Here is a 15227-nt window from a genome sequence, read left to right as displayed (position 1 = left end):
CAAATTGTGTGGACACCTTTTCTTATTGTTCGGCCGTATTCATTTGATTAAACTTGGCAAGCATACCAATTCTCCATGGGACAATCATGCCAAATGCCAGAATCCAGAACATGCCACCAAGTTCGCCTACGTCGATTGTATTGCTCAATAGCAGTTTTCCAACGAGCCGAATAATTAGTAGTCCCAACAAGATGAACAGGAATGCTTTGGAACGTTTGACGTAGATGCCGTCTTCTTTCTTTTCAAAAGCTGTCGTCTTAATCAAAATAATAGAGAAGAGAGCCCCAATAATAAGAGCTTCCGCAATTTGTAGCGGAGCGACTCTGAACTCTTCAAATACGAACATCAGCGCACCTGTCGACATAAAAAGGGGTGGCAAAATAATTCTTTTGGCTGTCACAGGTTTTTTAGCTGCTTTCGTTCGCACGATAAGTGCCATGATCCCCATGAACAATGCAACAGCAGTAGAGCCAATAATAAGATAAACCGGGGGAACTTTTGTGAAAATGGTTTCAATTAATGCACTCACTCTGCTCTCCCCCGTTCAATTATTTCTACCCGTCCACTGAACGATCCAATTTGCTCCATTTGTATCCCCCATTTAAAAGCCTGTAAAGTCTCCAAAAATCGGGCTCAATAAACTGATGATGTACGTCATGCCATCAAAAAACAATAGAATTCCGACCGCAATCATAATATAGCCGCCGACCTTCATAATGATTCCGCTGGATTTGCGAATCCAAGCAAGTCTCGTCACGAAGAACGATAAGATAAAGAAAGGAATTGCAAAACCAAGGACATATAAGAGCATATACAGCATACCTGAACCTGGGTTGGCAGCAGATAATCCAATAATGGCTCCAATGATAGGCCCCGAACACGGTGTCCAGCCCGCTGCAAATCCAAGTCCAATTAATACTGACCCAAAGTAACCGGAAGGTCTATTTTTAAACTGTAGTTTCTTTTCCTGCATAAGAAACTTTGGTGTAAATAAACCCGCAATCATCACACCAAATAAGACAATGAAAATAGCACCCACTTGCCTTAGAATTTCTTGATTTTCAATGAAGAACTTGCCTAGAAATGATGATCCGAAACCAAGTACAACAAAAATCAGTGAAAATCCGATTAAAAAGAACAGCGTATGTAGCATCCCGCTTTTCGTCATGCGTTTTGAATCCGATTTCAAATCATCCAATGACATGCCTGTAATATACGATAAGAATGCTGGGTACAAGGGCAATGTACAAGGTGATATAAAACTTAAGAAACCGGCGCCAAAAGCGAGAAATAGATTTAAGTCTGGTGCCATTATTCTCTCCCCTTCTATCTTTTCTGTCCTCATCGTATCAAAAGATGCGCCGGAATACGTCTAATTTGTCTGTGAACAGTTTATGACACTTTGAAGGAACACAGTCTAAAGGCGCCGCGTCCTGCATCCTGTAGGCTCAAAAACAGCCTACACGTACCTCTTTATAAGGAATGTGTAGGCTGGTCGTCACTCAAATAACGTCTTCTAAAATCCCATTTTGCAGCAAATACATCTTATGGTACAGTCCTTTTTGCGTCAATAGCTCTTGGTGTGTGCCACGTTCAACAATTTCACCCTTATGCAGAACAAGAATGAGTTCAGCATCTTGAATCGTACTCAAACGGTGAGCAATTGCAATCGTTGTGCGCCCTTTTCTCATCTTCTCCAAGCTGGTCTGGATTGCCACTTCCGTTTCCGTGTCAATGTTTGCCGTAGCTTCATCAAGCACAAGGACCTTTGGATTAGTTGCGATTGTGCGTGCAAATGCTACGAGTTGACGCTGCCCACTTGAAAAAGTCGAACCACGCTCTGTTACTTTTTGCGCGTATTTGTCAGGTAGCTTTTCGATGAATTCATTCGCCTGTACAAATTCAGCAGCTGCTCGTACTTCTGCAGAAGTCATATCCTGATTGTGTAAACGAATATTACTTTCAATATCTCCATAAAACAGAAATGGATCCTGTAAGACCAATCCCATTTTTTTACGCAGTTCTTGCTTCGGAAACTCTTTTAATGATACACCATCAATGTAAATGTCCCCACGCTCATATTCATAAAAGCGCATCAGCAAATTGATAATCGAGCTTTTCCCACTCCCTGTATGCCCAACAAGCGCAACCGTTTCACCGGCATTTGCTGTGAATGAAATATTTTTCAGCACATCTGTTTTTCCATCATAGGAAAATGTCACATTGCGAAATTCAATTTTTCCATCTTGAATAGCTACTTTGCCATCGTCCTGTTGTTCGGGCTCCATATCCGAATCATCCATCAATATAAATACACGAGATGCAGAAACAAGTGCTTGTTGAAAAATAGACAATCGCTGCATCACTTGTTGTACTGGTTGAAAAAGCTTTCCAATCAATGTCGTGAAGATATAGAGGACTCCTACTTCAACCGCACTGTCAAGTGACATAAATCCGAAATAACCAAGGACGAACACAATCGCTCCTGCATATAACAGGTCAATTGCTGGTCCTAGTAGCACACTATCGAATTTAATATTACGCGTACCTGCACGGAAATGCTTTTCATTAATCGCATCGAATTCGGCCTCTAAACGATCTTCCTGTCTAAATGCTTGGACCATTCCCATACCCGATAATGATTCGGCAATTTTAGCATTTAGCTGACTTAACCGTTCCCGAATATCTTGGTAGAAATCGGCACTGTAACGCCTGTATACAATGATGACTAGTAAAATTAAAGGCAACAATACCAAAGAAATCAACGCTAATTTACGATCCAGTGTAAAGAGAGCGATATAGACACCAATCAGCACAAAAATCGCTTGTAAAAACGTCACAATGACACTGACGAACATCTCTTTAATAGATTCTGTATCGTTTGTGACACGTGATACGATGCTTCCAGCGGGCGTTTTATCGAAATAACGCATGCCAAGCCCTTGCACTTTTGAAAATACGTCAATCCGCATTTGTTGAATAATTTTCAAAGCAATGTCCTGGAAACGCATCAATTGGAAATAGGACACCACGACGATGAACACTTGAATGCTAATGTAAACGACGGCGATGGTTGTGACCGTCTCCTTTGGAAAGCTCATCGGTGTCAAATGATTGTCGATAAAGCGCTGAATGATTAAGGGTCCGACAATACTTCCTATCGTTGTCAAAATCAATAGGGTAAGCGCGATGACTATACTTTTTTTATGTGGGATGGTGTAGCTTAATAGCCTTTTAAAAACCGACCATTGATCTTTCGCGGTTAGTTTTGGTTGTTTTTCCACAGACATTATCCCTCACCCCCTTGTTCAACAAGTACTTCTAGTTGTTGCAAATCATACATTTCTTTATATTTACCATCCATGTCGATCAATTCCTCGTGTGTTCCAGCCTCGATGATTGTTCCTTCATCTAAAACGATAATCTTATGCGCATGTTGGATAGCACTTAAACGATGTGACGTAATAATCGTCGTTTCGCCTGTCCGTGTTTGTTTAAGTGATTCCAAAATGGCTTCTTCCGTTTTGGCATCAACGGCTGACAAGGAATCATCCAAAATCAATAATTCTGGTTCCATAATCAATGCACGCGCAATAGACACTCGCTGCTTTTGGCCGCCTGACAACGATACACCACGTTCGCCGACTATGGTGTCATAGCCTTCCGTAAATTCTAAAATGTCGTCGTGGATATGCGCGAGCCGTGCCGCCTCATAAATGTTCTCCATCGCAATGTTAGGATTGGTAAACGCAATGTTCTCAGCAAGTGTTGTTGAGAATAAGAAGTGATCTTGTGGCACGTAGCCGATGGACTCTCGTAAACGTCGCTGCTTATACTGATTGATAGGGTTACCTCCATAGACAACACTGCCCGTATACCCTTCAAATTCTCTCAGCAATAATTTCAAAATGGCAGTTTTCCCTGATCCCGTTTTCCCTACAATCCCCATTGTCTCTCCCCGTTGCAACGTGAAGTGAACATTATGCAAAGCAGGACGCTCGTCACCAGGGAATTTGAATTCATCGATATCGAAATAGAGATCGCCTTCTGGTCTTTTATCGATAGCGCCGGGTAGGTCTATAATTTCTGGATCAATGGACAATAATTCCGTAATCCGACTATAGGATGCATTTCCACGTTCCACAATGTTAAATAGGAAACCAAATGCCAGCATTGGCCATACGAGAAGACCCAAGTATGTACTGAACGCCACCATATCCCCAATGGACATATCACCCGCAATGATAAACTTCGTTCCGAAATAGAAGGACAAAATATATGAAACGGCAAAAATTCCTGTAATCGTCGGATCGAATAACGCATCTATTTTGGCAACGCGCATATTTTTAGCAACCACATCAGTCGATAAATTCGTAAAATCCTCAATATCTTCCTGCTGCTGGCCAAATGTTTTGATGACTTTAATACCTGATATACTTTCCTGTGTCTTATCATTCAAATTAGAAAAGGCTTCTTGCGCAAATCGGAATCGATTACGTAGCAACTTTCCATAATAGCCCGTCATGAAAATCATGAACGGCAGTGGAATGAGTGCAATTAAGGTTAGTTTCCAATTGATGGTGATAGCCATCGTCAAAATAACAAAGCCACCTGTTGAAATAGAATCGACAAGCGTTAAAACGCCCATGCCAGCGGTTTGTTGCACGGCGTTAATATCGTTTGTGGCATGGGCCATTAAATCTCCTACTCGTCTTTTTTGGTAGAAAGACGGCGACATTCTCGTAAAATGATTGAATAATTTTTCACGCATTTGGCGGGATAATAAAACGGCCGAACCAAAAATCATCATACGCCAGTAGAAGCGTGCAACATACATAAGGACGCCCGCGACTCCCAGGATAATGAGCCATTTGGTCAGCCCCCCAGCTGTCAATTCGCCTATTGTAATATCATCGACAATAATCCCGATGATTTTCGGAGGGATCAGTTGCAAAAGTGATACGAAAACAAGCATAGCAATTCCAAATATGTACTGCTTTTTCTGTTGTTTAAAAAACCAACTCAATTGTACTAAAACCTTCACTTGACTTCCCCTACTTCTTTTAAAATTTGACCTTTGAATAGTTTAGCAAAATTCCGAACAATAGAAAAGGTCCGAGTTCTAAATTATTCGGATTATGAAATAGTTTTGGTGATAATATATTCAATTCCCCCATATAGTAAAGGTGAAGAGCCAAGTTAATTGCGGGAGGGATGAAATGCGGAAACTTTTGTACTTATTTTGGATTCTCGGAATATTACTAGTATCAGCTTGTTCATATGATAGTGAAAAAGCAGTGAAAAACGGAGATGTCATTAATATGAATGGCCCCGTTTATAATTTTTCAAGCTTTGAATTATTCTTGGACAACGTTGAGGTGGGTCAGTCGGATTCCGTACGTATTGCGAACTACACGCTTGAGGGAGAACCGACACTTTACAATCTGACTTTTGATGGTTCATCCATCGATTTGAAAATTGACCGTTCCAAAAATAACAACAGAGGAAATGATCCTGTCAAAGTTAATATGACCTGCACGGATCTTGTCACGGAGGCTGGTCAACAAGTGCTCACATACACACTCGAAGGCTGCAATCAAGATTCAGTCGTTGAGGACTTCATGCTATTAACTGTCTTGAAAGAACAAGTAGAAGAGCATGAGCACTAAGGGGAATTAATCGAGCGTGACTGTTTCAATTCCGACAATCGTGTTCAACGAAATCTTCTGCACAATTAAACCATCCGTTACATGAATGAGCTGTGCCTGTTCGTCCAGCTGAGTGAAGATACCTATTGTGTCAGCAAGTGTCCCCTTTTCCCATGTCTTGACTCGAATTTCACATTGTGATTGATACGCAATGGCCAACTGCTGTTGAAACTCTTGGAATGTCCATTCATCAATCAAGGGCTTTTCTTCGTAGTCATCCTCTCCCATCCAATCACGTAACTGGGTCAGGTGTTCCGGCAACATCATTGCCGTCCATTTCTTGGCTCCGCGATCGCGAATCATTTGATTAGCCTCCTTTCTTAATACGGAACGTTAGTTCTTACTATATTCTTATTTCTGTGCTTTTACAAGAAGGTTGACTATTTATAATACGCCCGTAAAAATCGTTGTTTAAGATGAAATAAAAAAGAATCGACCCTATCCTTACGCTTGAAAAGGCTTTTGATAGGTCAATTCTTTTTTATAACTTTACAATATTATCTAATCCACTTTTCGGTTACATACACCCTCTTATTCGTTGCATCTAACACAACATTGCGTCCAATCGGCATGGGGTGCATAGGATGTGTATGACATGCATCAAATTCCGCAAGCACCGGAATGTTTACATCATCTAGTATTTCCAACAGCACTTCATATGGCTTACGCCCCGTCCCTAAATCATCAAAGCACTCATGCTTCCCTAAAATAATGCCACCTACTTTATCCAAAATACCACTCACTTTGAGCATCGAAAAGTTCTTTTCGATAATAGCTGTATTTTTAGCACAGTCCTCAATTAATAAGATGTCACCTTTTTGTATTTCAGGCATATACGGGCTACTTAACATGCCGTACATGCCGTACATGGCATTCAAATTACCACCTATCAATCTACCTTCCGCAAGGCCATCTATGACAGTAATCCATTCATTTTTATATAACGTTTTTTCCTTTGTTTTCTTTTCCCAATTAACTGCCTCGTCTGACCAAAATAAAGGCATTGGAATTTCGTACGGTAAACTTTGCGGTGTTATAAAGATATTTTCAAAATAGTGATAGGTATCTTGGACAAATGGTTCAAATTCACCAAAAGACGGGATCAAAGCCGGACCATAGAAAGTTGGAATACCTGTTTTAGCATATAAAGCTAACAACACTGCCGTTGCGTCAGAATAGCCCACGACCATTTTAGGATTTGTCTTAAACGCTTCGTAATCAATATAAGGCAATATACTATTAGAATTTGTACCGCCAATTGTTGACATGATGAGTTTAATCGCAGGATTTCGAATTAATTCGTTTAGTTCCGCTGCTCTTTCTTTCGGCGTGCCCGCACGATAAGTATCTCTTTTCCCTGTTAAATTCCCTTCTACAATTTCAAATCCTTTGCTTGCTAAAAAACGTTTACTTCTCTCAAATCGCAGCTGTGCAGTAACTGTCGCGGGTGCCGATGGTGAAAATATTCCTATTTGATCACCTGGTTGCAAGTATTGAAACATCTCACTACCCCCTAAATATTGATACGTTCTTAATGTGTGATAGGTTTCATTAATCAGCAACCAGCATTTTGCTTACGTTCTGTAACACATAATTCCTTTTTTCGGAAAACTAACAATGTAGCCCATAAAGCATTTGAACCCGCTCGCAGTCTATCGGTCTATTTGCAGGTATCTCTAAGAAATAGGCTAGCTGCCAATCCTGCGTTTTTTGTGCTTGACGGCTCGTTGGCTTGTCCCAAGGTGGGTAAATGCGGATAGCCCGCTTCCCACTTGCCCCATTTTTTGAAACGATATCATGGTCGCATAGAACAGCTTTCGGAAAGACGAACTGACCAAAGAAATCCCCTTGGCGAGCACTAATTACGAACAAGTCAACTGGATCTGACGAGTCATATGGTTGGATTGGTCCGGCTTCACTTCTCTCCCACAACGTGACAAATTGTCCGACCTTTGTTGGCGTGATTTTAGCGCTACGAAATCTAACGGCGAGGGCATTCACTTGATAGACATAGGCCCCGTATTCCGCGTTTTGTGCCTCTACTCGTGGCTGAGAGCACTTAAAGCTGCATGGGTTATAGACAAGATCCTTAGTTGCAAGAAGGTCACTGTGAATTGTGGCCAAGGAGATCCAGGGATTATGGTCAGTTGTTGAAAGGTCTTGATGTTTTTTATTCATCTGCTTAAATCCTCCTTTTTAATAATAAACTTGCCATTCATTATTCAATTATCCACTCTTTACTTGCCGAGCAACTGTATTTATCACTAAAATATAGTGAAAAGATAGTTTTCAAACCTGTGTTGATCTGTGATTTAGTCCAGCAACCCTTTGTAATGCTCAACAAGATCTGGAAATGCTTGTAACTCACTTTTTCCTTTGTCACTGATCGCATATACTCCCCTTTGAATTCTGTCAAACCAGCCATCATAATTTTTATTAAGAATAGTCAAGGTTTTCTCTCCTGTCCCCATTTGACGCAATATTCTAGGCGATAGTGGTCCGTGATGAAGAAGACAACAAGCAATATGTATACAGTTTTCTTTATAGGCAGACAGAATTTTCATTTGACTGCTTCCACCCGTATTATAATCCCCTGTTCTGCCTTCGATTTCTGTTAGTAAATTCGTCAGTTTTTTCTTACTACGTTGCATACTTTTCTGCCTATCAAAGGAAGCAGGCTGATGCACAACTTCTATATGTACGTCATCGCCATGAAATGCAACCATTATCAAACCTAACTCCAGCCTCCTGACCAAATGGCACTGATCCTTCCATTTTTTCGACCGAAGACTGTATTTCGGTTTAGGAATCGCAACATAGACTTGATTTGTCAAGCGCTGTCTTTTAGTTGCTTGGATGAGAAGATCAATTGTCAGCGACAATTTCAACTCTATAATGACTAGCTCACTTTCTTTCACTGCGGCTACGTCACAATGATTCACTTCCCCATATACCTCGTATCCCTCTTTAACAAAATAATCTTTCACTGGTTGATATAAATCGACCTCATAGCGCTTATCTGCTTGATTTTTCATCGTCACGGCACACATCCTTTTGTCCCTACTTCATCACCAAGCATACAGTTTAGCATGAAACCAAATATCCTTTCACAATAATGGTACAATAGAAATCAACAATGAGTACCTAAGTATGGAGGTTTTTATTAATGAACGAAAAAACTATTTTCGAATTGATTCATTCTTTTGAACAAGTGAATCATAAAATGACCGTTCGGTGGAAAAGTAGATCCGCTCATAATCTAGGCATTTCACATATTATTGTCTTGCATGAACTACGTCAAGATGGTGAAAGTCGGCCTTCTGATTTGGCGAAGCGCCTTGGCTTTACACCCGCCTCGCTAACACATCTTTCTGGTAAACTAGCTGACCAGGAATTGATTGATCGTAGACAGGATGACCTCGACCGCCGTACTACCTATTGGTCTATCACTGAAAAAGGCATCGCCTTACTTGATCAGGCGCAAAAAGATGGTCATGCCACGCGTGGGGAGCTGTTCTCACATTTAACTGAGGAAGAGCAAACAACTTTACTAGCCATTTATCAAAAACTGGAGAAATCTTTACAGGACTAATTTACGATAGAAAAAAGGGCTTTTCTAGAAAATCAGTTTCCACTAACTTTCTGGACAGCCCTACCTACTTATAGCATTAACCTAATTTAAATGAGGTGATGGGGTGTATGTATTTATTGTCAATCCAGACGCGGGTAGGGGCCATGCTGCTAGGTTGTGGGATGAAACAGAGAACATTTTACAGCAACGACAGATTGACTATCGTATGCTAATCAGCAACTCGGAAATAGCTGCACAAAACTTTATCGCAGAACAGCAACAATTCTATACACTCAAGGCCATTGCAGTCATTGGTGGGGATGGAACGATGAGCTCTGTCATTCAATCCATCGCTAAAACGTCTACCGCTTTGGCAATTCTGCCAGCGGGTTCAGGAAACGATACGGCTCGCATGTTCAAACTAACGACTCAACCAGCCCAATTCATTGAGCAATTAGTAGCGCATCGAACAATCACTATTGATTTGCTCAGCTTCAATGGGCGCTTTGGTATTACTGTTGCTGGGATTGGAATCGACGCCATGATTGGGCAACGTGTCAATCAATCTTGGTATAAGCCATTTTTAAATAGGCTCGGAATCGGCTCTTTCGCCTATACCATTGCTGCGGTTTTAGAATTACTAACCTTTCAAGCCTTTTCAAGTAATGTAACGATTGATGGCAAAAACTATTCACTGCAAACTGCCTGGCTTATCGCATGCGGCAATACATCTTCTTATGGAGGCGGACTAGTCGTTTGCCCCCAGGCTTCACCAACAGATGGGATTCTCAATTTGACAATGCTTCACGACGTCGGACGTCTAAAAATTCTCTTTCAGCTTTTTCCGACCCTACTTCGTGGACAACCAATTCTTCGCAAAGGCGTTACTTACATAGAAGGAAAAGAACTTGCTATTCAGACGAACCGTCCTATTTCTGTCATTGTTGACGGAGAAGTTATCACATCAACACCACTGTTGATGAAGATTCAGGTACAAGCGCTGAAGTTGGTTTTAACTATCTAATACCCCAGTCGTTTACACACAATTTAGAACACTCCAGTATTAATTATTCGAATGATATGTTATGATTAAAAAATGTTCAAATGATAATGGAGGTTATTGACAGAATTATGAATCTTACAAACACAAAAACTAAAACCTTTCATGTAGAAGAAATCCTCATCGCCAACCAGTTATTAAAGGATGTTGTGGCACATACACCTTTGCAAAAAAATGAGCAACTATCTGAAAAATACGATTGCCATGTGTATGTCAAAAGAGAAGACTTACAACATATTCGTTCCTTTAAACTACGCGGCGCCTACTATAAAATTCAAAGCATCGAAACAGAAGCACGTGAAAAAGGGGTCGTCTGCGCCAGCGCAGGAAATCATGCACAAGGGGTTGCCTATGCCTGTGCACATTTAGGGATCGACGCAAAAATATTTATGCCCCAGACAACACCTAAACAAAAAATTAACCAAGTGAAAATGTTCGGTAAAAATGTTGTGGAAATCATTCTCGTTGGTGATACATTCGATGATACCTCTGCCCATGCCACCAAATATGCAACTGAAAATGATCGAATCTTCATCCACCCATTTGATGACTATGATGTCATTGCAGGGCAAGGGACTGTCGCCGTCGAAATGATGAATGACATCGAAGAACCTCTCGATTTTGTATTTGCCAGTATTGGCGGCGGTGGCCTGATGGCCGGGTTAAGCACCTACATTAAAAATGTTTCTCCTCATACACGCATGATTGGTGTGGAGCCTGAAGGTGCCGGTAGTATGAAAGCGGCCTTTACGAATGGTGAAGTTACGGTGCTGGAAAAAATTGATAAGTTTGTAGATGGTGCTGCAGTACAATGTGCAGGACGATTGACGTATGAAATTTGCCGTAAATACTTGGATGATATCGTACTTGTCCCTGAAGGTAAAGTTTGTACAGCCATTTTGAATTTGTATAATGAGTATGCAATTATTGCCGAACCCGCAGGAGCCTTACCAATTGCCGCACTCGACTTTTACAAAGATGAAATCAAAGGAAAATCCGTTATCTGCGTCATCAGTGGCGGCAACAATGATATCGGTAGAATGCAAGAAATCAAAGAAAAATCCTTACTATATGAAGGTCTACTCTATTATTTCATCGTCAATTTCCCACAACGCGCAGGGGCCTTGCGCCAGTTCTTGGATGAAGTACTTGGACCAGACGACGATATTACAACCTTTGAATATACGAAGAAAAACAACAAGGAAAGCGGACCTGGACTTGTTGGCGTCGAAATTAAACGCAAAGAAGACTACCACGGCCTCATTCAGCGCATGAATGATTGCGGCTTCTCCTTCAAAGAGGTTAACAAAGATAGTACATTATTTGATTTACTTATTTAAATAACCCCGGTGATCAACGAATTCAAGTCGTTGAACCACCGGGGTTATTTTAGTTTTTAGAGCTTACAATGACGATGGCAATACTGTCTAAGATAGGGATTGTACTGGCTGTTTGATTCTGCGTTAACACACTAAAAATAAGTAATTCTCCATCTTTTGTTTGTGCATATCCCGCCAACGAACTAACATTATTCAAACTCCCTGTTTTCGCCATTACATTACCTTTAGCTGGTGCAGCCGTCAAGCGATTTCTTAATGTCCCACCGATCAATCGATCAGGCGCACCTGCTACTGGGAGCCCTTGCGCAAATGAGCCATACCATGGGGCTGTTCGAACTTGATAGAGTAATTCTGTCATTTGAGCTGATGTCACTTTATTAGCATGTGACATGCCTGAAGCATCTTCAAATACCCACGCATCGACATCTAATCCAATAGACGCTGCATAATCTCGCATGACTTGTAATCCAGCATCCCAGCTCCCCTCATTGTATTGCATTTTCCCCATGGCCTTCGCTAATACCTCTGCATGAGAGTTATTGCTTAGTTTCATAAAGGGTCTCATCAAACTTTTCAATGGCATCGAATTTTTAGTAACTAAAACTTCGGCATTGTTAGCCGTTTTCCCCCGCACTGTTTTAGAGGATGGAACAAATGTTATACCTTTTGCCGCTAATGACTTTTTGAAAACATCGAGTGCATAGGCCGTTGGATTGGACACTGTCACCCACTCTTTTTTGCCAGCCGATCCAATCGGTACATTGCCCGTGATGACAATTTTATTCGTGCCGTGTTGGCGTTCAATTTTTAATGTGTTTTTCGAACCTTTTGGCACGGTTTTAGAGCGATTAACAACCTCTACAATAGCTGTTTCAGGTGTCAATTTTACTTTCGATGCTTTCCCGCGCGTAGTCGGCTTCGCCTCTACGATTACTGTGCCCGCATCGTAATCGGTATTCGGAGAAACCGTTAATGCAGAAATTTGTGCGGCATAATAATGGGATTCATCCGTTTTATCAATACTTGGCGACAGACGAACCGCGTCAAACCAAGTATCATCTCCCACTAAATTCCCAGAAACCTTTTTCACACCTTGCTTGGACAATTGCAAGGCAAAATGATCAAAATCACTTTTCAATAATGTTGGATCGCCTGTCCCACGGAGATAAAGATTACCAGTCAATGTTCCATTTGACACTTCCCCATTCGTTAGAACCTCAGTTGTAAAACGATAATTTTCACCAAGTGTTTCAAGCGCCGCTGCCGCAGTAAGAATTTTCAAAGTAGACGCAGGCGTAATTGCTTTATCGGCATTAGATTGATAGACCATTTCTCCTGTAGATGCTTTGCGGACCGCCACACTACTCGCGACTCCTTTCATTCTACTGTCCAATAAAATGGCATCGATTGAGTTTTGCAAATCTGCATATGTCGCAGCTGCTTGAACCGTTGAATGCTCTGTGATAGTTGTACAGACAGTCCCCATCACCAATAAGAAAATTAATAATACTTTTGCTATTTCTCGTTGCAACAAATCCTTTTCTCTCCCCTCAAAACTAGAACACGATACTAGTAGTGTAGCATTAATTTTAGAAAGAGCTTATGATTTTATAATTTTGCAAATAATCAAGTTATTGTGTTATCCTTAATCTAGAAATAGCACTAGTAGATATACCTTTTACCTTTTCTATTAATGAAATGACTCTCATTTATTTTTAGCTATTCTCAATTAAAAATAATTCTTTTAATTTCTAAGTCTATTTTGTTGGTATAATGATTCTCTATTTGTTATGATTATCATGTAAGATTTACAACAATCTAAGGAGTGACAGTAAATGACTGAAAATCAAAAACCAAAATTAACAACTGCAGCTGGTGCACCCGTCGTAGATAACCAAAACTCGATGACAGCTGGTCCAAGAGGTCCAATTCTATTACAAGATGTTTGGCTACTAGAAAAGCTTGCTCACTTCGATCGTGAAGTAATTCCAGAGCGTCGTATGCACGCAAAAGGTTCAGCTGCTTACGGTTCATTCACAGTAACGCATGACATTTCACAATATACAAAGGCAAAAGTATTCTCTGAAGTTGGTAAGAAAACAGATATGTTCCTTCGTTTCTCAACTGTTGCAGGTGAACGTGGTGGCGCTGATGCAGAACGCGATATTCGCGGATTCTCTGCGCGCTTCTACACAGAAGAAGGAAACTGGGACCTTGTTGGAAACAACACACCTGTATTCTTCTTCAGAGATCCAATGCAATTCCCTGACTTGAACCACGCTGTTAAACGTGACCCACGTACAAATATGCGTAGTGCAAATAACAACTGGGATTTCTGGACATCACTGCCTGAAGCACTCCACCAAGTAACAATTGTGATGAGTGATCGTGGACTTCCAAGTTCATATCGCACAATGCACGGTTTCGGAAGCCACACATTCAGTATGATCAATGCACAAAACGAACGCGTTTGGGTGAAATTCCATATGCATTCACAACAAGGCATTGAAAACCTAACAGATCAGGAAGCTGAAGTTGTTGTTGGTAAAGACCGTGAGAGCCATCAGCGTGACCTTTACGACAACATCGAAAACGGCAACTTCCCGAAATGGAAAATGTTCATCCAAGTGATGACTGAAGAACAAGCGGCAAACATGCCTTACAACCCATTTGACCTAACAAAAGTTTGGTACAAAAAAGACTTCCCACTTATCGAAGTTGGCGAATTCGAACTGAATCGTAACCCAGACAACTACTTTGCTGAGGTAGAGCAAGCTGCTTTCACACCAGCAAACGTTGTACCTGGTATCAGTTTCTCACCAGACAAAATGTTGCAAGGTCGCCTATTCTCTTACGGCGATGCACAACGTTACCGTCTAGGCGTTAACCATCACCAAATTCCGGTCAACCAACCGAAATGTCCGGTTCATAGCTACCACCGCGATGGCGCGATGCGTGTCGATGGCAACCATGGCAGCAGAATGCATTATGAGCCAAACAGTTATGGTGAGTGGCAAGAACAACCAAGCTACAAAGATCCAGCACTCGATCTATTTGGTGCAGCAGATCAATGGAATTTCCGCGAAGATGACGATAATTACTTCGAGCAACCAGGTAAATTATTCAACTTGATGAGCCCAGAACAACAGCAAGTATTGTTCGAAAACACTGGACGTAATATGCAAGGCGTTGACAAGCATATCCAACTTCGTCATATCGCTCACTGCTACAAAGCAGATCCAGCTTACGGACAAGGTGTAGCAGATGCACTTGGTATCGCTTGGAGCGAAGTAGAAGCAGCAGCAACATTCGAAGCTAAATAAGTAGTTTATTGTACAAAAGGAGTAGCCCGATGTGGCTACTCCTTTTTATTATGCTGAGTGGATTTATATTTGGTGGCTCAGTTTTGTCAAAGCGTGGGACAGTTCACAAAATCGGTAGTCTAGTTCACTATGTACCGCTTTTTATTCCTCTGAAATCATGAATATTTCCAGGGAAATCGCGCTAAAATCATAGATTCGGCGTTTACACCGAAAATCCCCTAAAAT

Annotated in this window: 14 protein-coding genes; 5 read left to right on the top strand and 9 right to left on the bottom strand. The window is 41.2% G+C overall.

Translation table 11 applies throughout. The features are described 5' to 3' along the window. Positions 1 to 22: 22 nt before the first annotated feature. From N1I80_RS10615 to N1I80_RS10600, 4 genes are all read right to left on the bottom strand, one after another. Positions 23 to 508 carry a CcdC family protein gene (locus tag N1I80_RS10615; protein ID WP_340740024.1) on the bottom strand — a complete coding sequence of 162 codons (486 nt, stop codon included), beginning with the start codon at positions 506 to 508 and terminating at the stop codon, positions 23 to 25. Between the two features lie 93 nt (positions 509 to 601). Beyond that, on the bottom strand, positions 602 to 1312 hold the full coding sequence (locus N1I80_RS10610; protein WP_340737842.1) for a cytochrome c biogenesis CcdA family protein: 711 nt from the start codon (positions 1310 to 1312) through the stop codon (positions 602 to 604). 190 nt (positions 1313 to 1502) lie between these two features. Then, a complete protein-coding gene (locus N1I80_RS10605; protein ID WP_340737841.1) occupies positions 1503 to 3290 on the bottom strand; it encodes an ABC transporter ATP-binding protein in 1788 nt (595 codons plus the stop codon). Beyond that, positions 3290 to 5044 carry an ABC transporter ATP-binding protein gene (locus N1I80_RS10600; RefSeq protein WP_340737840.1) on the bottom strand — a complete coding sequence of 585 codons (1755 nt, stop codon included), beginning with the start codon at positions 5042 to 5044 and terminating at the stop codon, positions 3290 to 3292. Before N1I80_RS10600 ends, N1I80_RS10605 begins: the two co-directional genes overlap by 1 nt. A gap of 175 nt (positions 5045 to 5219) precedes the next feature. Between N1I80_RS10600 and N1I80_RS10595 the strand changes: the two genes are divergently transcribed. Beyond that, on the top strand, positions 5220 to 5669 hold the full coding sequence (locus N1I80_RS10595) for a DUF4362 domain-containing protein (RefSeq protein WP_340737839.1): 450 nt from the start codon (positions 5220 to 5222) through the stop codon (positions 5667 to 5669). 6 nt (positions 5670 to 5675) lie between these two features. Here the strand turns inward: N1I80_RS10595 and N1I80_RS10590 are convergent, their stop codons facing one another. From N1I80_RS10590 to N1I80_RS10575, 4 genes are all read right to left on the bottom strand, one after another. Then, positions 5676 to 6011, bottom strand: coding sequence for a YolD-like family protein (locus N1I80_RS10590; RefSeq protein ID WP_340737838.1), 336 nt, complete (start codon positions 6009 to 6011; stop codon positions 5676 to 5678). Between the two features lie 194 nt (positions 6012 to 6205). Next, positions 6206 to 7210 carry a S66 family peptidase gene (locus N1I80_RS10585; RefSeq protein ID WP_340737837.1) on the bottom strand — a complete coding sequence of 335 codons (1005 nt, stop codon included), beginning with the start codon at positions 7208 to 7210 and terminating at the stop codon, positions 6206 to 6208. Positions 7211 to 7319: 109 nt separating this feature from the next. Next, positions 7320 to 7886, bottom strand: a complete 567-nt coding sequence (locus tag N1I80_RS10580) for a MepB family protein (protein WP_340737836.1) — start codon at positions 7884 to 7886, stop codon at positions 7320 to 7322. Between the two features lie 134 nt (positions 7887 to 8020). Then, a complete protein-coding gene (locus N1I80_RS10575) occupies positions 8021 to 8743 on the bottom strand; it encodes a DUF2161 domain-containing phosphodiesterase (protein WP_340740023.1) in 723 nt (240 codons plus the stop codon). A gap of 131 nt (positions 8744 to 8874) precedes the next feature. Here N1I80_RS10575 and N1I80_RS10570 point away from each other — a divergent pair, with 131 nt between their 5' ends. The 3 genes from N1I80_RS10570 (at position 8875) to ilvA (ending at position 11679) form a co-directional block, all read left to right on the top strand. Beyond that, positions 8875 to 9300, top strand: a complete 426-nt coding sequence (locus N1I80_RS10570; protein ID WP_340737835.1) for a MarR family winged helix-turn-helix transcriptional regulator — start codon at positions 8875 to 8877, stop codon at positions 9298 to 9300. A 103-nt stretch (positions 9301 to 9403) separates the two neighbouring features. Next, positions 9404 to 10303 (top strand): diacylglycerol/lipid kinase family protein, encoded by a 900-nt coding sequence (locus N1I80_RS10565; protein ID WP_340737834.1) that lies wholly within the window; start codon positions 9404 to 9406, stop codon positions 10301 to 10303. Positions 10304 to 10410: 107 nt separating this feature from the next. After that, positions 10411 to 11679, top strand: coding sequence for a threonine ammonia-lyase IlvA (ilvA, locus tag N1I80_RS10560; protein WP_340737833.1), 1269 nt, complete (start codon positions 10411 to 10413; stop codon positions 11677 to 11679). Between the two features lie 49 nt (positions 11680 to 11728). On the opposite strand, the gene dacB is transcribed toward ilvA, so the two are convergent. Further along, a complete protein-coding gene (gene dacB / locus N1I80_RS10555; RefSeq protein WP_340737832.1) occupies positions 11729 to 13213 on the bottom strand; it encodes a D-alanyl-D-alanine carboxypeptidase/D-alanyl-D-alanine endopeptidase in 1485 nt (494 codons plus the stop codon). 301 nt (positions 13214 to 13514) lie between these two features. Between dacB and N1I80_RS10550 the strand changes: the two genes are divergently transcribed. After that, a complete protein-coding gene (locus N1I80_RS10550; protein WP_340737831.1) occupies positions 13515 to 15002 on the top strand; it encodes a catalase in 1488 nt (495 codons plus the stop codon). The last annotated feature ends 225 nt before the right edge of the window (positions 15003 to 15227 follow it).

This window comes from Sporosarcina sp. FSL K6-3457, assembly GCF_038007285.1.
GTDB lineage: Bacteria > Bacillota > Bacilli > Bacillales_A > Planococcaceae > Sporosarcina.
This window is presented reverse-complemented; position numbering and strand designations above follow the sequence as displayed.